This window comes from Embleya scabrispora, from assembly GCF_002024165.1.
Lineage (GTDB): Bacteria > Actinomycetota > Actinomycetes > Streptomycetales > Streptomycetaceae > Embleya > Embleya scabrispora_A.
Window position 1 is genome coordinate 4,056,796 of record NZ_MWQN01000001.1, and the last position, 24,941, is coordinate 4,081,736.

Below are 24,941 nucleotides of genomic sequence, written 5' to 3' on the forward strand. Positions count from 1 at the left end.
GGGGCGCGGCTCAGTCGCGGTCGGGGTCCTTGCGGAGGGGGTCCTCGCGGCGGACGGGCTCGTCCTTGCGGAACATGTCGCGCTCGCGGCTTCGGTCGAGTTCGCGGCGGTACTCGGTGTCCGGAGGCAACTCGCGGACGCGGTCCGCCTCCATCTCGCGGGCGCGCTCCATCCCCACCTCGCGAACGCGCTCCGCCTCCATCTCGCGCTTGCGCTCGCGTTGTTCCTTGCGCCGCTTGACCCGGACCGAGACGCCGCCCATCACGGCGAGGCCCTTGACCACCACGACGGGTGCGCGCGGGTCGTCGGTGTACTGCTCGTGCACGTCGAAGCTGCCCATGAAGCCGAACCCGTGGTCGCGCACGGTGACGCCCTCCGGGATCTTGATGTCGATCCCGCCCCAGAGGGTGAACACCCGGATGACCAGCTCGGGTTGGTCGAACACCGCGTCGGTGAGGTCGATGTCCACCCCGCCCATCACCGCGACGGCGTTCAGCTTCCCGCCCGCGCGCCAGCGGCCCTTGCGGGTGGAACCACTCCAGAACGCGAACATGTTCGACCGGGCCGGGGTCGGCGGCACCGATGTGGTCGCGGCCGGCTCGTAGCCGATCGGGGCGGGTGTCGGGAGGTCGACGATCAGCGGCTCGAGTTGGCTCACCGTCCTCGCGGCCAGCGCCGCGTCCACCCGTTCGGCGTGTTCGTCGGCGGTCAGACGACCCTCCGCGAGCGCGTCGTGCAGTACGTTGACGTAGCGGTCGCGGTCCGCGTCGGACGCCCGCAGCTCGGGTATGGGCGGTTGCGATCGACGCTCTGGGCTGGTGTCCACGGGGTCAAATCTAGCCCGGGGGTGCACCTGCCGGGAGTACGGACCGCGCGAGCAGCCGGACGGCCTCGCGCAGCCGGTCGGGGGACAACCCGGCGTAACCGATGATCACCGCCGGCGGGCCGGTCGCGAACGCGCGCAGGCCGGCCATCGGCTCGACCCGTACGCCCAGCGCCCCGGCCCGGCGTACCGTGGCCGACTCGTCGGAGCCGGGCGGCAGTTCGACGTAGAGGTGGATGCCCGCGGCGACGCCGTGCACCCGGGCGGCCGGCAGGTGTTCGGCCAGCGCCTCGACCACCGCGTCGCGGCGGGCGCGGTAGTGCGCGCGCATCGCCCGCAGGTGCCGCTCGTACGCGCCGGTGGCCAGCATCCGGACCAGGGTCAGCTGGGGGAGGGTGGCCGAGCCGAGGTCGGCGTTGGTCTTCAGGTCGTGGATCTGCTCGATCAGCGGTGCGGGCAGTACGGCCCAGCCCAGTCGCATCCCGGGGGCGAGCGCCTTGCTGGTCGAGCCCAGGTGCACCACCCGGTCCGGCGCCAGGCCCTGGAGGCAGCCGACCGGGTCGCGGTCGTAGCGGAACTCGGCGTCGTAGTCGTCCTCGACGATCAATCCGTCGTGCGTGCGGGCCCAGGCGACCAGGGCCGCGCGGCGGCGGGGGGACAGGACCACGCCGGTGGGGTACTGGTGCGCCGGGGTGACCAGCACCGCCCGGGCGCCGGTGCGGGCCAGCGCCGCGACGTCGACGCCCTCGGCGTCGGTGGGGGCGTAGGCGACGGCCAGGCCGTGGGTGGTGAAGATGCCGCGCTGCCGGTCGCTGGAGGGGTCCTCGACCGCGAGCACGTCCCGGCCCAGTCGGCGCAGCGCCTGGGATACCAGGGACAGGCCCTGGGCGACGCCGTTGACCACCACGATGTGCTCGGGTCGGGCCTGGGCGGCGCGGACCCGGCCCAGGTAGTCGGCCAGCGCGGCGCGCAACTCGCCCGCGCCGGACGGGCCGGGGTAGCCGAGTGCGCGGTGCGGGGCGGTGTTCAGCACGTGCCGGGTCGCGGCCACCCACGCGGAGCGCGGGAAGGCGGACAGGTCGGGCACCCCGGGCTTGAGGTCGTGGGTGATCGGGACCGCCGTGCCGGGATCGGGCGCGGCGGCCGGCTGGGGCGCGGTGCAGGCGGCGGTCACCCGGGTGCCCGAGCCGTGCCGGGAGACCAGGTAGCCCTCGGCGACCAGCTGCTCGTAGGCGTCGACGACCATGCCCCGGGAGACGTCCAGGCTGTCCGCGAGCGCGCGGGTGGACGGCATCCGGAAGCCGGCGGGCAGCCGGCCCGAGCGGATCGCCTCGCGCAGGCCCGACTGCACCTGGGCGCCGAGGCGGCCCGCGGATCGGTCGAGGTGGACGAGGAGTTCGCGCATGGGTGCCTGCCCTGGGTGGCGGGGAAGGGAGGGGATCGCAGGCCCGCCCGGGACGGAAGGGTCGTGGGCCCGCGTTCCGAAGTGGTCCGGTTTTTCGGGGCGGAAGTGGCTCTGCCGAGGGCTCCACCGGCTTCATAACGTTACGACACATGACGCTCTCCTCGATGTCCCCCCGCTCGATCGGTCTGCTGTGCGCGGCCTCCGCGCAGGGGCTGATCGGCGCCGCCGCCGGCGTCTCCGCGGTGCTGCGCGACTATCCGGTGACCGGCGGCCAGATGCTCCGCTACACGCTGGCCGCACTCGTGCTGTTCGGGGTGCTGCGGGTGCGTCGGATCCCGCTGCTGCGGCCGACCCGGCGGGAACTGGTCCGGCTCGGACTGCTCTCGCTGTCCGGGCAGACGGTGTTCAACCTGTGCCTGTTCGCCGCGCTCGACCGGGCCGACCCGGCCACGGTGGGCAGCATCCTGGGCGCGACGCCGCTGCTGCTCGTGCTGGTCGCGCCGCTGCTCGGCGGGCGCCGGCCGAGTCGGTCGGTGTTCGCCGCCGCGGTACTGGTGGTGGCGGGTGCGGCGGTGGTGCAGGGGCTCGGTGGCGGGACGGCGCTCGGGTTGGTGTTCGCGTGCGGGGTGGCGCTGTGCGAAATGGGCTTCACGCTGATCGCGGTGCCGCTGCTGCCGCGGCTGGGTGCCTGGCGGATCGCGGCGTACGCGACGGCGATGGCGATTCCGCAGATGGCGGTGGTGGGGGCGTTCACCGATGGGTCGGACCTGATCCGGATGCCGTCGGGCACCGAGTCGGTCGCGCTGCTCTACCTGGCGCTGCCGCTCACCGCCGGGGCGTTCCTGCTCTGGTACTCGGCGCTGGCCCGGGTCGAGCCGGAGCGGGCCGGGCTGTTCATGGGCCTGGTGCCGGTGACGGCCGCGCTGTCCGGCCTGGTGCTCGGCACCGGCACACCCACGGTCGGCCAATTCGCCGGCGCACTCCTGGTCGGCGTGGGCGTGGTCCTCGGGCTGCGTGCGGAGGAGGACGAGCCGGCCGCGCCGCACGTGGAGCCGGCTGCGGCGGCGACCTCGAAGCCGTGAGCGATCCGGGGCCGCTCTACTCTGGACGAGGCCCCGTTACCGCATGAGTGAGGATCACGATGTCCGCCCCTGAGAACTCCTTCAGCGCCTACACGGATCTGCTGCCGCTCGGGGAGGACACCACGCCCTACCGGCTGCTGACCGCCGACGGTGTGTCCACGTTCGAGGCGGGCGGGCGCCGGTTCCTCAATGTCGATCCCGAGGCGATGCGGCTGCTCGCGCGCACCGCGATGCGCGACATCTCGCACCTGCTGCGCCCCGGACACCTGGCCCAGGTCGCGCGGATCCTGGACGACCCCGAGGCGTCGGCCAACGACCGCTTCGTCGCGCTCGACCTGCTCAAGAACGCCAACATCGCGGCCGGCGGCGTGTTGCCGATGTGCCAGGACACCGGTACCGCGATCGTGATGGGCAAGCGCGGGCAGCACGTGCTCACCGACGGGCGGGACGAGGAGCACCTGTCGCGCGGCATCGCCGGTGCGTACACCGAGCTGAACCTGCGCTACTCGCAGATGGCCCCGCTGACCATGTGGGACGAGAAGAACACCGGCAACAACCTGCCCGCCCAGATCGAGCTCTACGCGACCCCGGGCGAGGCGTACAAGTTCCTGTTCATGGCCAAGGGCGGCGGCAGCGCCAACAAGTCGTACCTGTACCAGGAGACCAAGGCGGTCCTGAACCCGCAGAGCATGCTGCGCTTTCTGGACGAGAAGATCCGCTCGCTCGGCACCGCCGCCTGCCCGCCGTACCACCTGGCGATCGTGGTCGGCGGCACCAGCGCGGAGCACGCGCTCAAGACCGCGAAGTACGCCTCCACCCGCTACCTGGACACGCTGCCGGGCCAGGGCTCGCCGCTGGGGCACGGCTTCCGCGACGTGGAGTTCGAGGCCGAGGTGCTGAAGCTGACCCAGCAGATGGGCATCGGCGCGCAGTTCGGCGGCAAGTACTTCTGCCACGACGTGCGGGTGATCCGGCTGCCCCGGCACGGCGCGTCGTGTCCGGTGGCGATCGCGGTGTCCTGCTCGGCCGACCGGCAGGCACTGGCCAAGATCACCGCCGAGGGGGTGTTCCTGGAGGAGTTGGAGACCGACCCGGCCAAGTACCTCCCGGAGACCACGCACGACGACCTCGACGACGCCGTCGTACGGATCGACCTCAACCGGCCGATGAGCGAGATCCGCGCCGAGCTGTCCAAGTACCCGGTCAAGACCCGGTTGTCGCTGACCGGCCCGGTCGTGGTCGCGCGCGACATCGCGCACGCCAAGATCAAGGAACTGCTCGACGCGGGCAAGCCGATGCCGCAATACCTGCGCGACCACGCGGTCTACTACGCGGGCCCGGCCAAGACTCCCGAGGGCTACGCGTCGGGTTCGTTCGGCCCGACCACCGCCGGGCGGATGGACTCCTACGTGGAGCAGTTCCAGGCCGCGGGCGGCTCGTTCGTGATGCTGGCCAAGGGCAACCGGAGCAAGCAGGTCACCGACGCGTGCAAGACGCACGGCGGCTTCTACCTCGGCTCGATCGGCGGCCCGGCCGCGCGCCTGGCCCAGGACTGCATCAAGAAGGTGGAGGTCCTGGAGTACCCGGAGCTGGGCATGGAGGCGGTCTGGAAGATCGAGGTCGAGGACTTCCCCGCCTTCATCGTGGTCGACGACAAGGGCGAGGACTTCTTCGCCGACGTCACCACGCCGACGTTTCGGATCAATCGGCGGCCGTGAATCCGGTCGGTTTCGTCGCGGCCCGGGTGTCGAGCGCGCTCGACACCCGGGCCGCGGCCGTCACCCCCCGGGCCTCTCGGCGGGTTCGGGGTCGAGGGGGGTGTGCACAAGCGCGGCCGCTGTTTGCGCCGGTCGGAAAGCGGGGCGGGGTTTGTCGGTTTCCTTGACGTTTCCTTGTGGTTACTTGTCGTCGCCTTGTCACGCCGGCACGCATGCACGGGATTTCGTCGGGTAGGCGACACCCACCGAGCCGACCAAGCCGACGTGAGGAGCACAGCGTGACGGAACGGATCGACATCATCCGCAGCGTCCGCGCGACCTGGACACCGCCGCCGGCCGGCGCGTGTGCGAGCGTGGACCGGGAGATCTTCCTCGGCTACCCCGGAGAGCCCGTGGTCGCCCGGCTCGCCCGCGAGGAGGACGCCAAACGCGTCTGCGCACGCTGCTCGGTCCTGTTGGAATGCCGGGAGAGCGCCTTGGCCGAGACCAACCCGGTCGGGGTGCGCGGCGGGCTGACGCCGAACGAGCGTGGGGCGGTACGACGCCGGCGCGCCTATCACTGATCCGCCGTCACCCCGGGTGCCGGTCCGCCTCGCCGACGATGTGGTCGTGCGGGGTGTCCGTGGTCAGCCGGGCCAACTTGCGCAGCAGCGCGCTCAGTTCCTCGGACTGTTCGGGTGACCAGTCCGCCATCACCTCGGTGAGCATCTGCCGACGGGCCTCGACCAGCGCCTCCAGCGTCTCGTGGCCCTTGGCGGTGAGCGCCATCGTGCCCTCGCCGAGCCGCTCGATGTGCCCGGAGAAGGTCAACTCGTCCGCGTAGCGGCGGACTCTGGCCTCGGGTTCGTGGATGCGGACGGCGAGGTCGGGGATCGAGATCGGCCCGAGCTGATCGAGTTGCACCAGCCCGTACGCGCACGGCACCGACAACTCCACGCCCGAGCGGCCGATCATGCGTTCGTAGCGCGACCAGCCGTTCTCCCGGTGCACCATCTGTGCCATCGCCCGCTCGATCTCGTCGACGGAACTGCGCGCGGTGGGCGACATCAACGGGGTCTGCTCGGTCTCGCGGGTGGCCTCGCGCAGCGGTACCTCGCGCAGCAGGAACGACAGCAGGAACGCGACCAGCACGATGCAGGAGGCGGCCAGGAAGACGGTTTGGAGCGACTGCGCGTACGCGTGGACGAATCCGGTCTTGGCCGCGGGCGGCAGCCGGTTCAACTCGGCCGGGTTGATCGCCGACGAGGATCCCGGCGAGGTGCCGGGCGGCAGCCCTTCGCCCCGCGCGGCGGCCTCGCGCAGGTGGACCGCCAGGCGGTTGTTGAAGATGGTGCCGAAGATGGCCGCGCCGAACGAGCCGCCGATGGAGCGGAAGAAGGTCGCGCCGGCGGTGGCCACGCCGAGTTCGGCGTAGGGCACGGCGTTTTGCACGGCGAGCACGATGACCTGCATGACCAGGCCCAGGCCGACGCCGAAGACGAGCATGTACAGCGAGGAGGCGGCGGTGGTGGTGAACTCGTCCATCCGCGACATCAGGAACATGCCGACCGCCATCACGGCGGTGCCCAGGATCGGGTAGATCTTGTATCGGCCGGTCCGGCTGATCAGTCGACCGCTGACGATCGAGGTGACCAGGAGCCCGCCCATCATCGGCAGCAGCCGCAGGCCCGACTCGGTCGGCGAGGCGCCGTTGACGACCTGCATGAACAGTGGCAGGAAGCTCAGTCCGCCCATCATCGCGAAGCCGACGATGAAGCCGATGCCCGCGGTCACCGAGAAGATCCGGTTGCGGAAGAGGGACATCGGGAGCACCGGTTCGGCCGCGCGCCGCTCGACCACGACGAAGGCGACGAGCAACACCACGGCCGCGACGCCCAGTGCGACGATCTGTCCGGAGCCCCACGGGTAGGTGGTGCCGCCGAAGGTGCTGAGCAGGACCAGGCAGGTGGTGCCGGCGGCCAGGAGGGTGATGCCGAGGTAGTCGACGCTCGGCCGGGTGTGCACCTCCTTGGCGTGCAGCGCGGCGGCGATCACCGCGAGGGCGATCGCGCCGATCGGGAGGTTGATGTAGAACACCCAGCGCCAGGTGAGGTGGTCCACGAAGAACCCGCCGAGCAGCGGCCCGGCCACCGAGGTCACCCCGAACACCGCGCCGAACAGGCCCTGATACCGCCCGCGCTCGCGGGGCGGCACCACGTCGCCGATGATCGCCTGCGACAAGACCATCAGCCCGCCGCCGCCGAGGCCCTGGATGGCGCGGAAGGCGATCAACTCGGTCATGCCCTGGGCGATGCCGCAGAGCACCGAGCCGATCAGGAAGATCACGATCGACGCCTGGTAGAGCTTCTTGCGCCCGAACAGGTCGCCCAACTTGCCCCACAGCGGCGTGCTCACGGTCGACGCGAGCAGATACGCGGTGACCACCCACGACAGGTGATTGAGCCCGCCGAGGTCGCCGACGATGGTCGGCAGCGCGGTCGACACGATGGTCTGGTCGAGCGCGGCCACCAACATCCCGAGCATCAGCCCGGTCAACACCAACCCGAGCCGGGGTGCGGCCTCCACCCCGGCCGGACTGCTGCCATGCCTGCGCTGCGGCGCGCTCATCCGGTGGCCTCCTCGATCGACGCTCAAGGAGGATCCCCATAAAAAGGTACAAAATCCGCACCTATTAGTGGGACAAGAGGCGGGGTCCAACCGAAAGCCGCGCAAGCACGCGGCCTCGCAATTCCGAAGCCTCGCGATCACCCAAGCCTTCGCGCCAAACGCCGACCGAGCGAAAATCCAGCCCGGCCGGCGTTTGAGGCCACCTCGGCCGAAGGCCGGGTCATCTCACCCCGGCCGCACGGCTAACGGGCGTGGTCGAAGTCGATCGCGCTGTACGCCCGCAGCTTCGCCAGCCGATGCTGGCTGTCGATCTGCCGGATCGTGCCGGACTTCGACCGCATCACCAGCGACGAGGTCAGCGCCGTGCTCGCCCGATACCGCACCCCGCGCAGGAGTTCGCCGTCCGTGATCCCGGTGGCGACGAAGAAGACGTTGTCGCCGCGCACCAGGTCGTCGGTCAGCAGGACGCGCGAGAGGTCGTGCCCCGCGTCGATCGCCTTCGCCCGCTCCGCCGCGTCCTTGGGCCACAGCCGACCCTGGATCACGCCACCCATGCACTTGATCGCGGCGGCGGCGATGATGCCCTCGGGCGTGCCGCCGATGCCGAGCAGCAGGTCGACGCCGGTGCCGTCCTTGGCCGCCATGATCGCGCCGGCCACGTCGCCGTCGGTGATGAACTTGATCCGGGCGCCCGCCTCGCGGATCTCCTTGACCGTCGAGTCGTGCCGGGGGCGGTCCAGGATGCAGACCGTGACGTCCTCGACGGCGCTGTGCTTGGCCTTGGCCACCCGGCGGATGTTCTCCGCGATCGGCGCGGTCAGGTCCACCACGTCGGCCGCCTCGGGGCCGGTGACCAGCTTCTCCATGTAGAACACCGCCGAGGGGTCGTACATGCTGCCGCGCTCGGACACCGCCATCACCGCGACCGCGTTGTTCATCCCCTTCGCGGTCAGCGTGGTGCCGTCCACGGGGTCGACCGCGACATCGCACTCGGGCCCGTGGCCGTCGCCGACGCGCTCGCCGTTGAACAACATCGGGGCGTCGTCCTTCTCGCCCTCGCCGATCACCACCACGCCGTTCATCGACACGGTGTGGATCAGGCTGCGCATCGCCTTCACGGCGGCGCCGTCCGCGCCGTTCTTGTCGCCCCGACCGACCCACCGGCCGGCCGCCATCGCGGCGGCCTCGGTGACCCGGACGAGTTCGAGCGCGAGGTTGCGATCCGGTGCTTCCGGCGCGACTTCGAGTTGCGGGGGTACAGATTGGTCCGTCATGCGGCGGGCCTTCCTGTAGGGGAACCGGTCCGTAACCACGAGGGGTGCCCTGATCCCCCGGAGCCGTGTTCGCCATCGGGTGCGGGTGGCACGGCGATCGCGTGGCCCGGGTCCGGACTGGTTCCAACGGGATTGCCCCGATGTTATCGGTGGGCGGTGGTATCGGTGCGGGTAGGCCGTGCGGAACCGGCCGGCGGGCAATGCGACCATGTTCGGGTGGCGAGGAAGTCGGGTCGCGAGACCGTTCGAGACATGGTTCTTTCCCTGGGTGCGTGCGGCCTGGTGGTCGGTGCGCTGTTCCTGGTGGCTCCGCACAACGAGAGCGATCCCGTGCGGCGGGTGGCCTACGAGACGTCGTTCCGACAGGCGGCCCGGGTGGCCCCGTACCCGCTGCTCGCCCCGCAGGGCCTGGACGAGCGCTGGCGCGCGACCTCGGTGGACTACCAGGGCTTCGACCGCAACCAGACCAAGTGGCACATCGGGTTCATCAACCCCGACGAGAAGTACGCCGCGGTGGAGCAGAGCAACGGCTTCAGCGACGAACTGGTCCGGGACAAGGGCAAGCGCGGCCGACCGATCGGCGATCGGGACGTGGCCGGCGAGCAGTGGAAGGCGTACGACGGCCCCAAGTACCGCTCGCTGGTCCGGGTGCGCGACGGCGTCACCACGATGGTCACGGGCAACGCGACTTTCGAGGATTTGACCGTTCTCGCCGCATCCCTGCGTCCGGCCGCCGCCTGAGCCGAAATACGCGAGATCCGTCCGACGTTTCGGGGCGATTCGGGCGGCGCAGTGCACATGTTGCGCAGGTACCTGTAAAGGTTTTGTAAAGACACAACCTCCTCCCCTGCCCCGTTCGTTGCTCTCGCCCCTAGGGTCCGGAAGCCCGGTCCAACATGCGCCGGCACCGTCGTGACCCGATGGTTGCCGGCACAGGTCGGCCGGGCTTTCCGAGCCGGCCCGACGCCGTGTGCGCTTGATCAGATCCCGCGCGGCGTCGCTTTGCGTCCGGGGGATGGCCCCCCGGTCGGAAAGGGGAGCACGTTGAGTCCATTGATACCCGGGAGGGGTGCGACGCCGCCCCAAGGCGTCCGGCGGGTGAAGCGCCGCGTGGCACTGCTGTCCGTGTCCGCGCTTGCGATCACCGGCCTCGCGGCCACGACCGCGCCCTCGACATCCGCCACGCCTACGCGCGTGGACACCACAAAGGCGGTGTGGAACCCGGGCCCCGAGGACCACTACGTCAACTCCGTCGATGCGGCGATCGACACCAGCGCGCTGCCGGACGATCCGGCCAAGGCGGCGGCGCTCAAGGCGCAGAACGAGCGCAACGCCGCGACCAAGCGCAAGAATTCGGACGGCAACCCGCGCGCCGCCGCCCAGCTCAAGGAGCTGGAGGCCGAGGCGAGCCGCACGGGCAAGAGCCCGGCCGAGATCAAGGCCGAGCGCAGCGGCAAGCCCGTCGACGCCAAGCAGAACGCGAAGCTGCTCACCGTTCTGGTCGAGTTCAACGACCAGGCCAACGACGACTTCTCCGGGTACAAGCGCCCGACCAGCGTGTCGGACCCGACGTGTGTCACCGAGCCCCCCGGCACGGTGAAGAACGGGCCGCTGCACAACCAGCTGCCCAACCCGGCGCTGAACCCGAACGACAACAACACGCAGTGGGTGCCGAACTTCGACCAGGCCCACTACAACAAGATGCTCTACACCAAGGAGGGCATCACCGAGCGCATGCGCACCGACCTCAAGGGGCCGGACGGCAAGCCGGGCATCAGCCTCGCGGGCCAGACCATGCGCAACATGTACGAGGAGATGTCGGCCGGAAAGTACTCCGTCTCCGGCGAGGCCACCTCCTGGATCAAGGTTCCGCACTCCGAGGCCTGGTACGGCGCGGGCGCCTGCGGCAACGCCCAGCAGGACAACAGCGGCAGCCCGCAGAACCCGCTGGGCGCGCAGCGGCTCGCCATCGACGCGGTGGACCAGCTGGCCAAGTCGCAGCCGAGCTTCCCGTGGGCGGACTACGACAAGGAAGACCCGGGCGACGCCGACCACGACGGCAACACCCAGGAGCCGGACGGCGTGGTGGACCACCTGGTCCTGGTCCACGCCGGCAAGGACAAGTCCGCCGGCGGCGGCGCCGAGGGCACCTACGCCATCTGGGCACACGCCTCCACCGTGCTCTTCGGACACCAGGTCCCCGGCAGCAACATCAAGATCGCGAACTACATCGTCCAGCCCGAGGACTCCGGAGTGGGCGTCTTCGCCCACGAATTCGGCCACGACCTCGGACTCCCCGACCTGTACGACAACTTCAGCGGCGGGCAGACGGACCTGAACTTCTGGGACCTGATGTCGGCCGGTTCGCACACCGGCCCGCTGTTCCAGTCGCAGCCCGCGCACATGGGCATCTGGGACAAGTACGCGCTCGGTTGGCTGACTCCGGACCTGGTCAAGGTCGGTGACCGGCCCAAGGTCGCCACGCTGGGCCAGGCCGCGAAGACGCCCAAGGGCACCTCGCGGGGCATCCGGGTCAACCTGCCGAACAAGCAGGTCGCGGTCGGCAAGCCGCACGGCGGCAACGGCATGTGGTACTCCGGTCAGGACCAGGCCTGGTCCGACGTCCGGATCGAGCGCGGCATCGCGGTGCCGGCCGGCTCCGACGTGAAGTTCTGGATGTGGAACGACTACGTCATCGAGCAGGACTGGGACTTCGGCTTCGTCGAGGTGTCCACCGACAACGGCGCCACCTGGAAGCAGCTCGCGGTCAAGGACGAGGCGGGCGCGCTGGTCAGCACGCCGGCGGACTACCCGGACCCGCAGAAGAACCTGGCCACGTTCCGCAAGACCAGCGGTCTGACCGGTTCCAGCAACGGGTGGCGGCACGACAACGTCGACCTGACCCCGTACGCGGGGCAGAACATCAAGCTGCGGTTGGACCTCAACACCGACGCCGCCTTCATGGAGAAGGGTTGGTTCGCCGACGACTTCTCGCTCACCAACGGCGGCACCACGGTGTGGTCCGACGACGTGGAGCAGGGCGACAACGGCTGGACCGCGATCAAGGGCACCAACGCGATCACCAAGGGCGAGGGCTGGGGCCGGACCAACGGCACCTTCGAGCGGGAGCAGTACTACCTGCTGGAGTGGCGCAACCTGTCCGGCTTCGACGAGGGCCTGAAGTACGCGTACACCGCCGGCGAGAACGGCAAGACCAACCGGGTGCCGTACAACGCGCCGGGCATGCTGGTGTGGCTGCGCGACAACGAGTACCAGAACAACGGCGTCAACTTCAACATCAACAACGGGCCCTCGTGGGGTCCGAAGGGTGAGCTGTTGATCGTCGACTCGCACCCGGACCCGCTGCGCTACGCCGGCGAGGCCGCGGCGCAGTTCCCCAAGCCCGACCCGAACTCCCCGGGCATCGAGTCGAAGAACGTGTTCGGCAACCTCGGCTCCCGGTCGCAGTCGGCCAACGCGGCGTTCGGCTTCACCAAGACCACGCCGTTCACGGACTGCATCCCCGGCACCAAGTACTGCACCTCGTTCGAGGCGCAGAAGCCGGTGACGCTGTTCACCGACACGGTCGGCTGGGCGCCGGGCACCGAGATGTACAAGGGTCGCGCGCTGCCCAAGGACCGCTACGGCTCGGCCGTGGTCCCGGCGAAGGCGCCGTACACGACCAAGGTCACCAAGGCGGACGGCTCGCTGGACAAGGACGCGTTCGGCAAGCTGTTCCACGGCTCCGAGTTGGGCACGGGCAACCCGGGCTTCGACAAGGGCTACGGCGTGACCGCGCTGCCGGTGCTCCCGCTGCCGGGCGGCTCCGGCGCGGTGGTCTGGATCCTGCCCGCGCAGAAGTAGGTTCCTCCGCGCGTGACGGTCGCGTGGCGGTGGAGCCGGTAGGTCCGGTGGATCCGTTGGATCCGGTGGATCCGTGGGATTCGTAGGACGAAAGGGGCGCTCCCGAGTGGGGGCGCCCCTTTTGCCGTGCCGTTCGTGCCTCGTGTCGGGTCGGTCGGCGGGTCAGCCGTCCCGCTCGGCCGACGCGTCCGGTCCACCGTCGGCCGCGCCGGCGCGGACCGCCGCGTCCAGGCGGGCCCGGGCGCCGTCGAGCCACTGCTCGCAGACCACGGCGAGCCGCTCGCCGCGCTCCCACAGGGCCAGCGACTCCTCCAGGGTGATGCCGCCGGTCTCCAGGCGGCGCACGACCTCGATCAGCTCGTCACGGGCCTGCTCGTAGGCCGGTGCCTCGTCCTCCGGTACGGATGCGGTCTGCTGCTCGCTCATGGCGTCAGCCTAGTTCGTGGGTGTGGGGGTCACGGGCGGGCCGGGGTGACCCGCACGGCGGCGCCGCGGTTCGGGTCGCGCCCGGCCGGGCTCACCAGTGCGGCCGAGGCGCCGTAGGCGAGGGTGGCGCCGGGATCGCCGCTGCCGAGCACGGAGCCCTTGTACGGCACGCCGTAGTGCCCGGGGTCGGGCGAGCCGTCCGGAAGGACCACGCGGGTGCTGTACGGCCCGCGCGCGGGCACCACGGTCGACCCGTCGGTGAAGCGGTCCACGGGCGCGCCGTCGACGTACTCCACGCCCGGCGCCCAGCCGCGCGCGTCGGAGAACGCGCGGACCGGTTCGCGGGCGGCGAAGTCCTGGCACCACGCGCCGTTGGAGTGGCACGCGACGAACGCCGGGGTGGGGGCGAAGCCGAACGCGGCGTCGGCGGACTGGGCGCGGCTGTCCAGGTTCTTCCGCGGGTTGCTCTTCGCCGGGTAGTGCTCGGCCGCCTCGCCCGTCCAGCGGCGCGGGTCGGGATGGGCGTCCACGAGCAGCGTCTGGCCCTTGGCGCCGTAGCTGGGCGGCGCGCCGAGATTGAAGTTCACACCGTTGTTCTGGTATTCGGCGTCGCGCAGCCAGACCAGCATGCCGGGCACGTTGTAGCCCAACCGGCGGACCCGTACGCCCCGTTCGTCGCTGTGCCCGGCGGTGTAGGCGTGGCTCAGGCCGCGGTCGAAGCCGACGGGCGCGCGCCACTCCAGGAGGTAGTACTGCTCGCGCTCGACCTCGCCGGAGGTCTGCCCCCAGCCCGCCCCGCGGGTGACCGTGGTACTGCCCCTGGTCGCGGTCCAGCCGTTGTCGCCCCGCTCCGCGTCGTCGGACCACACCGTGCCGCCGTCGGCGCCGCCGGTGAGCGTGAAGTCGTCGGCGAACCAGCCCTTCTCCATGAAGGCGGCGTCGGTGTTGTAGGTCAGGCGCACGGCGATCGTGCGGCCCGCGTACGGGGTCAGGTCGACGTTGTCGTGCCGCCAGCCGTCGGTGGTGCCGGTCAGGCCGTTGGCCTTGCGCAGCTCGGCGAGGTTGTGGTTCGGGTCGGGATAGTCGGGCGGGGTGCTCACCGGGTTGCCGGCATCGTCCCTGACCGCGAGCTGGGTCCAGGTGGCGCCGTTGTCGGCGGAGGCCTCGACGAAGCCGAAGTCCCAGTCCTGTTCGATGGTGTAGTCGTTCCACATGGAGAAGGTCGCGGGGCCGCCGGCGGGGATCGTGAGGTCGCGGACCAGGCGCGCGTCGGACCATTCCTGGTCCCGCTCCGAGTACCACATGTGCGTGCCGCTGTGCGGGGTGCCGATCCGGACACGTTCGTCGGGCAGGTTCACCCGGACCGCGTCGCGGGTGCCGGGCGACGGGGCGGCGGCGGCGCCGAGCAGCACGGTGGAGGGTGCGCCGCCGACCGGGACGACCGGGGGATCGATCCAGCCCAGCACGTACTTCGACCACGCGCCCATGTGCGCGGGCATGGTCTGGAACAGCGGGCCGGCATGCGATCCGGAGGACATCAGGTCCCAGAAGTCGACGTCGGTGTCCCCGCCGCTGAAGTTGTCGTACAGGTCGGGGAGTCCGAGGTCGTGGCCGAATTCGTGGGCGAAGACGCCCACTCCGGAGTCCTCGGGCTGGACGATGTAGTTCGCGATCTTGATGTTGCTGCCGGGGACCTGGTGTCCGAAGAGCACGGTGGAGGCGTGTGCCCAGATGGCGTAGGTGCCCTCGGCGCCGCCGCCGGCGGACTTGTCCTTGCCGGCGTGGACCAGGACCAGGTGGTCCACCACGCCGTCCGGCTCCTGGGTGTTGCCGTCGTGGTCGGCGTCGCCCGGGTCTTCCCTGTCGTAGTCCGCCCACGGGAAGTCGGGCCGGGCGGCGGCCAGTGCGTCCACCGCGTCGGTGACGAACTGCCGTACCCCGCGCGGGTTCTGCGGGCTGCCGCCGTTGTCCTGGCGAATCGCGCCGCAGTGGCCGGCGGCGTACCAGGCCTCGGAGTGCGGGACGGTCACCCAGTCGGTCGCCTCGCCGCCGATCGAGTAGGAGCCGTGCGACATCTCCCGGTACATCGAGCGCATGGTCAGGCCGGTGAGGTCGATGCCCGGTCTGCCGTCGGGGCCGGTCAGGTCGGGACGGACGCGCTCGGTGATGCCCTGATCGGAGTAGAGCATCCGGTCGTAGTGGTCCTTGCCGAAGTCCGCGACCCACAGCGTGTTGTTGTCCGCGCCGCCGACCGCCGGATCCGGCAGCAGATTGTGCCGGGGACCGTTCTTGACGGTGCCGGGCGGCTCGGTCACACAGGTCGGATCGGCCACGCTCATGGGCCGGCGGAACCCGGAGAAGTCGTCGTCGGCGTGATCGTCGAACTCGACGAGAACGGTCAGGAGCCGCGCCTCGCGGTGCGGTGCCCCCTCCTGGGCCCGAGGACTGACCCCGGTCCGAGCGGCGACCGCCTCGGCCCGCGCGAGCCGGCGCGCGGCGACGGGGTTGCCGGCGGCGAACTTGCGGTCGTACTCCCGCGCCCGCCGCTCCGCGGCGACCGCCCACTTCCGACTTTCCGGCGGCAACGGATCTCTCGGCGCGACGTAGTTCACATAGAAGTCGGCAACGGACGGATTCCACCGCGCGGGCGAGTCATCGTCGGCGAGTGCCACGGGGGCCGTGACAACACCGGTGAACAACAACGCGGACGCGGCCAGCAGATGACGCAACACATGCGCAAAATATGCCGCTCAACCCACGAACCAGGCCGAATCCACCACCCCATCCCACAAACGGCCCAAACCCCCGCGCCCCAAGGACCGACGGCCGGCAACCCTCACCGCAGCCACCCCACCGGGACAAGCCGATGCGGCCCGTCCGGCGCCATCTCAGCCCGTCCGGCGCTTGAGGACCCACGCCGTTACCCACCGTCCGCCGCAGTGCCGTCCCCCACCACCACGTCGAAGCGTCCCGTCGCCACCCGCGCGGTCAGCGCCTCACCCGCCGCCACCTCGCCCGGATCCCGCACCGCATGGCCGTCCGCCCGCTGCAGCACCGCGTACCCCCGCTCCAAAGTCGCCGCCGGAGACAACGCGACCACCCGCGCCCGCGTGTGCGCGAGGTCGCTCTCGGCCCGCTCCAGGAGGTGCCGCAGCGTACGCCGAGAGCGCTCCACCAGCCCGGCCACCTCCTCCGCCCGCAGGTCCACCATCCGCTGCGGATCGGCCAACACCGGCCGCGAACGCGCGGCCCGCAACCCCTGACACTCCCGATCCAACCGCGCCCGCAACGCGAGCCGCCCCCGATCGCGCACCTGGTGCACCTTGTGCAACTCCTCGCGAATATCCGGCACGATCCGCTTCGCCGCATCCGTAGGCGTCGAGGCCCGGAAGTCCGCCACCAGATCCAACAACGGCGAGTCCGGCTCATGCCCGATCGCACTCACCACCGGCGTCGTACAGGCGAAGACCACCCGCACCAATTCCTCACTCGAGAACGGCAGCAGATCCTCGACGCTGCCACCCCCACGAGCCACCACGATCAGATCCACATCCGGATCCGCGTCCAACTCGCGAACCGCCGCAACCACCTGCGACACCGCGCCGGCCCCCTGCACCGCCACGTTCCGCACCGCGAACCGCACCGCCGGCCACCGCCGCCGAGCGTTCTCCAACACATCCCGCTCGGCCGCCGAGGCCCGCCCGCAAACCAACCCCACCCGATGCGGCAAAAACGGCAACGCCCGCTTGTGCCGAGGATCGAACAACCCCTCCGCCGTCAACGAGCGCTTCAACTGCTCCAGCCGGGCCAACAACTCCCCGATCCCCACCGGCCGAATCTCCGCCGCCCGCAACGACAACGTCCCACGCGCCCGATACCAGTCCGCCTTGGCGTGCACGACCACCCGCGACCCCTCGGACACGATGTCCCCGACCGCGTCGAAGACCTTGCGATAGCAGGTCACCGAAATCGACACATCCTGCTCGGCGTCCCGCAGGGTCAAAAACACCACCCCGGCCCCCGGCCGCCGACTCAGCTGCGTGATCTGCCCCTCCACCCACACAGCCCCGAGCCGATCGATCCACCCCCCGATCAACCGAGAGATCTCGGCCACGGGCAGGGGCGCTTCGGCGGACGTCGTGAGAGCCATCCCCAGAGGTTATCCGCCCCGTCTCCACGCACTCCGATGCGCCGACCGGGACGGCATACCGATCGACGCCACGCGCCGATCGACCCAACGAAACGAGAGTGTTGAGCATTTATGCAGTCATGAGACCAGTGAGACTCCGACCGATCGAGGCCCCACCCGTCGCGCACGTGGGCGAACCGCCCAGGGTCCGGCTGGCCGCTCTGGACGGGCTTCGCTTTCTCGCCGCGGTCATGGTCATGCTGTACCACTACGCCGGCTTCGAGAGCGGCGACGAGACCCGGGCCTGGGACGGCCGGTCCGCGGCGGAGCTGCTGCCGGGCCTGTCCCGGTTCGCCGCCTACGGCTGGCTCGGGGTCGAACTGTTCTTCCTGATCAGCGGGTTCGTGATCTGCATGAGCAGTTGGGGGCGCACCCTGGGCGACTTCTTCCGCTCCCGTGTGGTCCGGCTCTACCCGGCCTACTGGGTGGCGATACTGCTCAGCGCCGTGGTGTTGCGGCTGTGGCCGACGGTGCGGCACGCGCCCAGGCCGAGCGACGTGCTGACCAATCTGACCATGCTGCAACAGCCGCTGGGCGTCCCGCTCGTGGACGGCGTGTACTGGACCCTGTGGGCCGAACTGCGCTTCTACCTGCTGTTCGCCCTGGTGGTGGGGTTCGGACGCGGGGTCACCTACCGGCGTACGGTCCTGTTCTGCGTGGTGTGGACGGTGGCCATCGTCTCCGCCGCCGGCGCGCACGACGACCTGCTCCAGGGCGTCACCGAGCCGAGGTACGCCCCGTTCTTCATCGGGGGCGTCGCGCTGTACCTGGTCCGCCGGTTCGGCCCGGACCCGCTGTTGTGGGGCATCGTCGGCATGTCCTGGCTGCTGGCCCAGAACTCCGCGGTCGAGGAGATGCCCCGCCGGGTGGACGCGAACCCGCCACACCTGTCCGCGACGATCTGTATGGCCCTGGTCACCGTGTTCTACGCACTGATGATCGCCCTCGCCCTCGGCAAGCTGGACCGTGTCTCCTGGTCCGGCCTGACCACCCTGGGCGCCCTGACCTACCCGCTCTACCTGCTCCACGAAAATCTCGGCTGGACCCTGATCCACGCCCTTTACCGCCCCGGCCGCCCAGCCTGGCCCGTCCTCGCCGCGGTGACGGTCACGATGCTCATATCCGCCTGGCTCCTCCACCGCCTGGCCGAACGCCCGATGTCCAAGGCCCTCGACAAAGCCCTGACCGGATCCCTGACCCGCCTCCGCACCTCCGACCGCTGAGCCGACCCCACGGCGCTCGTGTCGCGGCCGCGATACCTGAACACGGGCGAGCGCGGGTCGAGTCCTCGGGCTATTCCGGGACCGGGAGTTCGAACCGAACCGTCCCGCCGTGGCCGGATCTTCGGCCGGTTGACCAGTTGCAGGCCCTGGCCGCCCTCGTCACATCCTGCCCGGCATCCCGCAGGGTCGAAAACACCACCCCGGCCCCCGGCCACTCAACTGCCGCCGGCCTATGGCAGACGGCCGTGTGACGCGCCCACCCGGGTGCGGACCTCGGCTTCGGGTCCGCACCCGGCGGAGGGCGGTCAGACGTTGAAGCGGAACTCCACCACGTCGCCGTCCTGCATGATGTAGTCCTTGCCCTCCATGCGGGCCTTGCCCTTGGTGCGGGCTTCGGTGCGGCTGCCGGTTTCGACCAGGTCGGCGAAGCCGATCACCTCGGCCTTGATGAAGCCGCGTTGGAAGTCGGTGTGGATGACGCCGGCGGCCTCGGGGGCGGTGGCGCCCTTGGCGACCGTCCAGGCGCGGGCCTCCTTGGGGCCGGCCGTCAGGTAGGTCTGCAGGCCCAGAGTGTCGAAGCCGACGCGGGCCAGGATCGACAGGCCGGATTCCTCCTGGCCCAGGCTCTGCAGCAGTTCCAGGGCCTCGGCCTCGTCCAGCTCGATCAGCTCGGACTCGATCTTGGCGTCGAGGAAGATCGCCTCGGCCGGCGCGACCAGCTCGCGCAGCTCGGCCTTGAGCGTCTCGTTGACCAGCTCTTCCTCGTCCACGTTGAAGACGTACAGGAACGGCTTGGCGGTCAGCAGGTGCAGCTCGCGCAGCGGCTCCGGGTCCAGGCCCGCGGCGAAGACGGTGGTGCCGGCCTCCAGGACCTCCTTGGCCTGCTGCACGGCGGCGGCGACGGCGATCTTGTCCTTCTGCAGCCGCGAGTCCTTCTGCAGGCGCGGGAGCACCTTCTCGATGGTCTGCAGGTCGGCCAGGATCAGCTCGGTCTCGATGATCTCCTTGTCGTCGGCCGGCGAGATCTTGCCGTCGACGTGCACCACGTCGGGGTCGGTGAAGACCCGGATCACCTGGCAGATCGCGTCCGACTCGCGGATGTTGGCGAGGAACTTGTTGCCCAGGCCCTCACCCTCGGACGCGCCGCGCACGATGCCCGCGATGTCCACGAAGTCGACCGTGGCCGGGATCTTGCGGGCCGAGCCGAAGATCTCCGCCAGCTTGTCCAGTCGCGGGTCCGGTACGCCCACCACGCCCACGTTCGGCTCGATGGTCGCGAAGGGGTAGTTCGCCGCGAGCACGTCGTTCTTGGTCAGGGCGTTGAAAAGGGTCGACTTGCCGACATTGGGCAGGCCGACGATTCCGATGGTGAGCGACAACTGGATTCCCTGGCTTCTCGGCGATCGATGTGGCGCGCTGCGGACATACAAGCGCCTCCGGGAAGTGTAGGCGGTGGCCCGCGGCCAGTAGCATCCCTGGTTTCGTACGCCGGTCACTCGACGACGGGGACATCGATGAGCCGCACCTCGCACATCAACCTCAATCGCAGGCAACTCACGGACGGCGTGCTGTGGGAGGCCAAACCCATGCGGGTTCTGCTGGTCACCGCGTGCGTCCCGATCGGGTTCGGCCTGCTCGACCTGGCCGATCTGGGCCTGTCCACCCTCTGGGGCGCCGTGCTCTGGGGCGGGCTGACCCTGTTCGTGGTCCTGGCCTACGCGCTCTATCAGTACCGAAAGTTGTCGATCGGCCCCAACGGCCTGGTCTTCCACGGCCTGTTCCGCACCCGCGGTCTGCGCTGGGAGGAGATCGGCGCGGTCGAGGCGAAGCTCAAGGTCGGCACCGGCGACGCCCCGAGCTACGCGGTGGTGCGCTGCACGATGCGCGACGGCTCCCGGAAGCAGCACACGATCAACTTCCTGGACAAGGACACGCTGCCCTATCTGGCGGTGGACCTGCGCTGGTACGCCGCACCGCGCGGCATCGCGGTCCGGGTGCTGGGCACCGACGAGGTGGTCCGTGCCGTCGACCTCGTGGAGGGCGGCGCCCGGGGGTGACGTTCCACCCGCCCGATGTCGCCCGTCCGCCGAATCGGTCGGCCGATTCCGCCACCGATCCCGCCCCGCGAGCGTCCTCCCTGGTGAGCCCGCACGGATCGGGGGCACAAGCAGAATGATCCACAACGATCGAGGACGGACAATCCAGGACGGAACGGCGACCGGGTGCACGGTTCGACAGGGACGGGTGAGGTTTTTCGTGTTCTTGGACGGTTTTGACCGTGATGCGGCAATACCTTGTGGGGATGGAACAGCGCAGCCGAGCGGGAGCGCGTCCCGTCCCGCCCCGGAATCCCCCGAAGCGGTCTTCCGTGCCGGCGCCGGGACGAGGTGAGCCGGTGCGTCGTCGACCGCCGACCGGCCCGCCCCCACCCGCCGCGGGCCCACCGCCGGCCGAGCGCGGGCAGACGGAGCGCGCGGCCCGGCCCCGACGCGCCCACCCGCAGCGGCCCGGCCGTCCACAGTCCCGCCCCGCCCCGTCCCGGCGCCCGCCCGGTGCCTCCGGCCCGTACCGACCGGCCTCCACCGGCGGCCTCACCGCCGCGGGCGCGGCCGTGTTCGGCCTCGGCGGCACCCTGCTCGGCGGCCTCGTCGACCACCTGGCGACCGACCGCCTCGGCGTCGTGTTCGGCCTCGCGTTCCTGATCAGCTCCGTCTTCGTGGCCTGGAAGGTACGCGCGCAGGACTGGATCGCCGCCATCATCGCGCCGCCGATCGCCTTCGCCGTGACCGTCGTGCTGGTCAGCACCCTCCTCGGCGACGACACCCAGGAGAGCTACCTCACCCGGGTCGGCCTGGACCTGCTCACCGCGCTGTCCTTCAAGGCCGGCCTGCTGTGGGGCGGTACCGCCCTGGCCACCGTCGTGGTCCTGGTCAAACGCCGCCTGGCCGACCGCGCCTGAGCGCCCACCCGCACCCCGCCTCCGCCCGGCCCGAAACCCGAAAGGGCCCGCCCGAGCGCACCCGGACGGGCCCCACACGTCGCGCCCACGCGCCCACCACTCAGGCGTTGCGCAGATCCCGTCGCAACTCCTGCGGCAACGCGAACTGCAGCCGCTCCTCGACCGAGCGGTGGATGTGCACGTCGCCGAAGCCGCGCTCGGCGAGCCAGGCCAGCACACCGTCGACCAGCACCTCGGGCACCGAGGCCCCGGAGGTGACGCCGACCGTGCCGACCCCCTCCAGCCACTCCTCCTTCAGCTCCTCCGCGTAGTCGACCAGGTACGACGCGCGCGCACCCGCCTCCAACGCGACCTCGACCAGCCGCACCGAGTTGGACGAGTTGGTCGAGCCGACCACGATCACCAGGTCCGATTCGGCGGCGATCTGCTTGACCGCGACCTGGCGGTTCTGCGTCGCGTAGCAGATGTCGTCGCTGGGCGGGTCGATCAGCAGCGGCAGCCGCTTGCGCAGCTCCTTGACGGTGGCCACGGTCTCGTCCACGGACAGCGTGGTCTGGGACAACCACGCCACCTTCGACGGGTCGCGCACCTCGACGTTCGCGACGCCCTCGGGCCCGTCCACCAGGTGGATGTGGTCGGGCGCCTCGCCGGAGGTGCCGATCACCTCCTCGTGGCCCTCGTGGCCGATCAGGAGGATGTCGTAGCCCTCCTCGGCGAAGCGCACGGCCTCCTTGTGCACCTTGGTCACGAGCGGACACGTGGCGTCGATCGTGCGCAGCGAGCGGGCCGCCGCCTCCTCGTGCACCACGGGGGCCACCCCGTGCGCGGAGAAGACGACCGTGGCGCCCTCGGGCACCTCCGCCGTCTCGTCCACGAAGATCGCCCCACGCTTCTCCAGCGTCTCGACGACGTATTTGTTGTGCACGATCTGCTTGCGCACGTACACCGGCGCACCGTACAGATCGAGGGCCTTCTCGACGGTCTCGACGGCTCGGTCGACGCCCGCGCAGTAGCCCCGGGGGGCGGCGAGCAGGACGCGGCTGGTTGACGACATGGATCCATCGTACGGGCGCCGATCGGTGATCCATCGGCGTCCGCACGCCAAAGCGCACGTAATAGGGTCCTTTGGTCGGGGCCGGCTTCGAACCTGCCGTACCCGTGCCCGCCCACGCCGTCCACGGGAAGACGTCGGATGCCCTTCAGCTCAGCGGAACGGCCCGGAAACGACACCTCGGCCGATGGGGCACCGGCGAAACGGCGCCGGGTCAGCTGGGATCTGCTGCGGGTGGCGTTCGTGGCGCTGGTCCTGCTCTTCCACGGCACCTACCTGGCCCGCCAGTGGCATCCCGAGCTGGTCGCCCGCCCGATCGTGTTCCCGTACCAGCTCGGCGCGAGCCTGCTCCTGGTCGTCTCCGGCTACTTCGCGGCGCACTCGCTGCGCCGAGGGGACGTGGTCCGCTGGTGGGTCGGCCGGATGGCGCGGATGGTGCCCGCCTTCCTGGTCGGCGTCCTGGGCACCTCGCTGTTCCTGCGGTTGTGCGCGCCGCCCGGGTGGTACGCGCCGGACCTGCGCGACGTGCTGGCCAACCTGGCCATGTTGTGGAACTGGAAACCGCAGACCTACACCTATGTGGACGCGGCCTATTGGACGATTCCGCTACAGCTCCTCTGGTTCACCGCGATCTTCGCGCTGTGGCGTTGGCGTCGGGTGCACGGCGACGCGACGGCCCGGGCGTTGTGGACGGTGCTGCTGATCGAGATGTTCCTGCTGCCGATCCGGCTGCATCTGCAATCGGAGGCGTTCCGCACCCTCTACGACGGGTTCGGGTTGTACCGCGTGCACCTGTTCGTGGCGGGCATCGTCGTGCACCTGTGGTCGCGGCGGCGGGTGCGCGGCGCGCACGCGGTACTGCTGCTGGGCGCCTGTACGCTCGCGCATCTGTGCCAGACCCGGCACGTGTCCTGGAGCGTCGGGCTGGCCGTCGGCATCGCCGCCATCTGCCTGGCGGCGCTCGGCCCGGACTGGAACCGCTTCCTGCCCGGATGGGCCGGCCGAATGCTCGAGTGGACCGCCGGCATCACCTACGCGGTCTACCTGGTGCACCAGTCGATCGGTTACGTGGTGATGCGCCGCCTCCAGGACCACGGCGTCGGCGCGTGGGGCCAACTCCTGGCGCTGGGCCTGCTCGCGATCGGGCTCGGCTGGCTGCTCACGGTGCTGGTGGAGCGCCCCGCGCATCGGGCGATCATGCGCGGCTTCGACCGGCTGCGCCCGCAGTCCTGAACCCCGACCGCCCGGCGCCGCCGCGCCGCCTCACAGGGAGTACTTGGCGAAGAAGGCCCACATCAGGTCGTTCGCCGAGATCTCCTGGTTGATCCGCCCGAAGCCGCGTACCTCGACCCCGGCCGCGCCCGGCCAGGTGTGCCCCGCGTCGGACTGGGTGTACAGGACCACCGCCGTGCCACCGGCGCAGTCGCCGTACGTCGTGCGCTCGACGTGCCGGGACACGCGCGTGCGCACCGGTTTGCCCGGGCAGCCGTCGATCCCGGCCCAGCGCCGCGCCGCCTCGGGCACCGGATACGTCCAGCGCGAGGCTGGCCCGCCGTCGTAGGGGTTCGCCTGGTCGGCCAGCCCGTGGAAGGTCAGCACCGGGACGGGCCGGATCGGCCGACACGGCGCCGGCCGGGCCCCGTCCGTGCCGTCCGCGCGCAGGCCCGCCACGGGGGCGATCGCCGCTATCCGCCGGCTGAGCGTGCATCCCAGCAGCGACGTCATCCGCGCACCGCCGGAGAACCCGGTCGCGTACACCCGCCGGTCGTCCAGGCACAACGCGCGGTCCAGCGCGTCCAGCGCGGCGCCCACGAACCCGACCTCGTCCCGACCGCCCGCCGCGGCCGGATGCCCGCCGTACAGCGGCACACCGGGGATGTTCCAGGCCCGCCCGGGCCCGCTGCCCGGATACTTCAACCCGCCCTCGGGGATCGCGACGACGAATCCGTGGCGCTCGGCGGACGCACCCATCCCGGTGATCGCCATCTGCGCCGGGCCGGTGCTGTTGCTGCCGTGCAGGTTGAGCACCAGCGGCCGGGGATCGGTGCCGTCGTAGCTCTGCGGCAGGTACGCCTGGACCCGAAAGGTCTCGCCGGAGAAGGACACGGGCACGCTCACCCACCCCTGCCGGTCGCGCCCGTCACAACCGACGTCCACCGCGGCGGAACGGGCCCGCGCGGCGGGATCGCTCGCGTGCGCGGTCAGTCGGGACAGCGCGAACACGGCGAGTACGGCGGCGACCGCGGCGAACACCGCGAGCGCGCGACCCACCCCCCGCAGGCCCGGGTACCGGAATCCCGCCACACCCCACCCCACCTCG

General features: G+C 70.7%; 19 protein-coding genes. 9 read left to right on the forward strand and 10 right to left on the reverse strand.

The genetic code is table 11. From position 1 onward, the window contains the following. Nucleotides 1-10: 10 nt before the first annotated feature. Together B4N89_RS17990 and B4N89_RS17995 are read right to left on the reverse strand one after the other, a co-directional pair. A complete protein-coding gene (locus tag B4N89_RS17990; protein WP_235618678.1) occupies nucleotides 11-826 on the reverse strand; it encodes a DUF1707 SHOCT-like domain-containing protein in 816 nt (271 codons plus the stop codon). A 10-nt stretch (nucleotides 827-836) separates the two neighbouring features. Further along, the gene (locus B4N89_RS17995; RefSeq protein ID WP_078976843.1) at nucleotides 837-2,228 is read right to left on the reverse strand and encodes a PLP-dependent aminotransferase family protein; all 1,392 of its coding nucleotides are present in this window, start codon (nucleotides 2,226-2,228) and stop codon (nucleotides 837-839) included. Nucleotides 2,229-2,377: 149 nt separating this feature from the next. Between B4N89_RS17995 and B4N89_RS18000 the strand changes: the two genes are divergently transcribed. From B4N89_RS18000 to B4N89_RS51475, 3 genes are all read left to right on the forward strand, one after another. Beyond that, nucleotides 2,378-3,310, forward strand: a complete 933-nt coding sequence (locus tag B4N89_RS18000) for a DMT family transporter (protein WP_078976844.1) — start codon at nucleotides 2,378-2,380, stop codon at nucleotides 3,308-3,310. A gap of 59 nt (nucleotides 3,311-3,369) precedes the next feature. Further along, on the forward strand, nucleotides 3,370-5,028 hold the full coding sequence (locus B4N89_RS18005) for a fumarate hydratase (RefSeq protein WP_078976845.1): 1,659 nt from the start codon (nucleotides 3,370-3,372) through the stop codon (nucleotides 5,026-5,028). A gap of 278 nt (nucleotides 5,029-5,306) precedes the next feature. Then, nucleotides 5,307-5,591 (forward strand): WhiB family transcriptional regulator, encoded by a 285-nt coding sequence (locus B4N89_RS51475; protein ID WP_268812516.1) that lies wholly within the window; start codon nucleotides 5,307-5,309, stop codon nucleotides 5,589-5,591. A 7-nt stretch (nucleotides 5,592-5,598) separates the two neighbouring features. Here the strand turns inward: B4N89_RS51475 and B4N89_RS18015 are convergent, their stop codons facing one another. Further along, nucleotides 5,599-7,635 carry an MFS transporter gene (locus B4N89_RS18015; protein WP_101897110.1) on the reverse strand — a complete coding sequence of 679 codons (2,037 nt, stop codon included), beginning with the start codon at nucleotides 7,633-7,635 and terminating at the stop codon, nucleotides 5,599-5,601. Nucleotides 7,636-7,877: 242 nt separating this feature from the next. After that, nucleotides 7,878-8,909 carry a class II fructose-bisphosphatase gene (gene glpX / locus B4N89_RS18020; RefSeq protein WP_078976848.1) on the reverse strand — a complete coding sequence of 344 codons (1,032 nt, stop codon included), beginning with the start codon at nucleotides 8,907-8,909 and terminating at the stop codon, nucleotides 7,878-7,880. Nucleotides 8,910-9,125: 216 nt separating this feature from the next. On the opposite strand from glpX, the gene B4N89_RS18025 reads away from it, so the two are divergent. Next, nucleotides 9,126-9,650 carry a DUF4245 domain-containing protein gene (locus B4N89_RS18025; RefSeq protein WP_268812517.1) on the forward strand — a complete coding sequence of 175 codons (525 nt, stop codon included), beginning with the start codon at nucleotides 9,126-9,128 and terminating at the stop codon, nucleotides 9,648-9,650. 357 nt (nucleotides 9,651-10,007) lie between these two features. Beyond that, complete coding sequence (locus B4N89_RS18030; protein ID WP_235618679.1) at nucleotides 10,008-12,773, forward strand: immune inhibitor A domain-containing protein; 2,766 nt, start codon at nucleotides 10,008-10,010, stop codon at nucleotides 12,771-12,773. Nucleotides 12,774-12,935: 162 nt separating this feature from the next. Here the strand turns inward: B4N89_RS18030 and B4N89_RS18035 are convergent, their stop codons facing one another. The 3 genes from B4N89_RS18035 to xseA form a co-directional block, all read right to left on the reverse strand. Next, the gene (locus tag B4N89_RS18035; RefSeq protein ID WP_078976850.1) at nucleotides 12,936-13,199 is read right to left on the reverse strand and encodes an exodeoxyribonuclease VII small subunit; all 264 of its coding nucleotides are present in this window, start codon (nucleotides 13,197-13,199) and stop codon (nucleotides 12,936-12,938) included. Between the two features lie 29 nt (nucleotides 13,200-13,228). Beyond that, nucleotides 13,229-15,931, reverse strand: a complete 2,703-nt coding sequence (locus tag B4N89_RS18040; RefSeq protein WP_078976851.1) for an immune inhibitor A domain-containing protein — start codon at nucleotides 15,929-15,931, stop codon at nucleotides 13,229-13,231. Nucleotides 15,932-16,119: 188 nt separating this feature from the next. Beyond that, nucleotides 16,120-17,349, reverse strand: coding sequence for an exodeoxyribonuclease VII large subunit (gene xseA / locus B4N89_RS18045; protein ID WP_078976852.1), 1,230 nt, complete (start codon nucleotides 17,347-17,349; stop codon nucleotides 16,120-16,122). A 119-nt stretch (nucleotides 17,350-17,468) separates the two neighbouring features. Between xseA and B4N89_RS18050 the strand changes: the two genes are divergently transcribed. Beyond that, complete coding sequence (locus B4N89_RS18050; RefSeq protein ID WP_078976853.1) at nucleotides 17,469-18,611, forward strand: acyltransferase family protein; 1,143 nt, start codon at nucleotides 17,469-17,471, stop codon at nucleotides 18,609-18,611. Nucleotides 18,612-18,916: 305 nt separating this feature from the next. On the opposite strand, the gene ychF is transcribed toward B4N89_RS18050, so the two are convergent. Beyond that, nucleotides 18,917-19,990: a redox-regulated ATPase YchF gene (ychF, locus tag B4N89_RS18055; RefSeq protein WP_078976854.1), complete on the reverse strand. Its 1,074-nt coding sequence runs from the start codon at nucleotides 19,988-19,990 to the stop codon at nucleotides 18,917-18,919. Between the two features lie 135 nt (nucleotides 19,991-20,125). Between ychF and B4N89_RS18060 the strand changes: the two genes are divergently transcribed. Next, nucleotides 20,126-20,668 (forward strand): hypothetical protein, encoded by a 543-nt coding sequence (locus tag B4N89_RS18060; RefSeq protein ID WP_078976855.1) that lies wholly within the window; start codon nucleotides 20,126-20,128, stop codon nucleotides 20,666-20,668. A gap of 338 nt (nucleotides 20,669-21,006) precedes the next feature. Then, nucleotides 21,007-21,570: a DUF6542 domain-containing protein gene (locus B4N89_RS52645; protein WP_143658003.1), complete on the forward strand. Its 564-nt coding sequence runs from the start codon at nucleotides 21,007-21,009 to the stop codon at nucleotides 21,568-21,570. Nucleotides 21,571-21,670: 100 nt separating this feature from the next. On the opposite strand, the gene B4N89_RS18070 is transcribed toward B4N89_RS52645, so the two are convergent. Continuing rightward, nucleotides 21,671-22,624, reverse strand: a complete 954-nt coding sequence (locus B4N89_RS18070; protein WP_078976857.1) for a 4-hydroxy-3-methylbut-2-enyl diphosphate reductase — start codon at nucleotides 22,622-22,624, stop codon at nucleotides 21,671-21,673. Between the two features lie 138 nt (nucleotides 22,625-22,762). On the opposite strand from B4N89_RS18070, the gene B4N89_RS18075 reads away from it, so the two are divergent. Further along, nucleotides 22,763-23,854, forward strand: a complete 1,092-nt coding sequence (locus B4N89_RS18075) for an acyltransferase family protein (RefSeq protein ID WP_078976858.1) — start codon at nucleotides 22,763-22,765, stop codon at nucleotides 23,852-23,854. Between the two features lie 30 nt (nucleotides 23,855-23,884). Here the strand turns inward: B4N89_RS18075 and B4N89_RS18080 are convergent, their stop codons facing one another. Continuing rightward, nucleotides 23,885-24,925, reverse strand: coding sequence for an alpha/beta hydrolase family esterase (locus tag B4N89_RS18080; protein WP_161500749.1), 1,041 nt, complete (start codon nucleotides 24,923-24,925; stop codon nucleotides 23,885-23,887). Between the last annotated feature and the right edge of the window lie 16 nt (nucleotides 24,926-24,941).

Bases quoted from the DNA above. Each gene is read 5' to 3' on its own strand.
- B4N89_RS17995 (WP_078976843.1), bottom strand. From the start codon at position 2,228: ATGCGCGAACTCCTCGTCCACCTCGACCGATCCGCGGGCCGCCTCGGC.
- B4N89_RS18000 (WP_078976844.1), top strand. From the start codon at position 2,378: ATGACGCTCTCCTCGATGTCCCCCCGCTCGATCGGTCTGCTGTGCGCG.
- B4N89_RS18005 (WP_078976845.1), top strand. From the start codon at position 3,370: ATGTCCGCCCCTGAGAACTCCTTCAGCGCCTACACGGATCTGCTGCCG.
- B4N89_RS18015 (WP_101897110.1), bottom strand. From the start codon at position 7,635: ATGAGCGCGCCGCAGCGCAGGCATGGCAGCAGTCCGGCCGGGGTGGAG.
- glpX (WP_078976848.1), bottom strand. From the start codon at position 8,909: ATGACGGACCAATCTGTACCCCCGCAACTCGAAGTCGCGCCGGAAGCA.
- B4N89_RS18035 (WP_078976850.1), bottom strand. From the start codon at position 13,199: ATGAGCGAGCAGCAGACCGCATCCGTACCGGAGGACGAGGCACCGGCC.
- xseA (WP_078976852.1), bottom strand. From the start codon at position 17,349: ATGGCTCTCACGACGTCCGCCGAAGCGCCCCTGCCCGTGGCCGAGATC.
- B4N89_RS18050 (WP_078976853.1), top strand. From the start codon at position 17,469: ATGAGACCAGTGAGACTCCGACCGATCGAGGCCCCACCCGTCGCGCAC.
- B4N89_RS18060 (WP_078976855.1), top strand. From the start codon at position 20,126: ATGAGCCGCACCTCGCACATCAACCTCAATCGCAGGCAACTCACGGAC.
- B4N89_RS18070 (WP_078976857.1), bottom strand. From the start codon at position 22,624: ATGTCGTCAACCAGCCGCGTCCTGCTCGCCGCCCCCCGGGGCTACTGC.
- B4N89_RS18075 (WP_078976858.1), top strand. From the start codon at position 22,763: ATGCCCTTCAGCTCAGCGGAACGGCCCGGAAACGACACCTCGGCCGAT.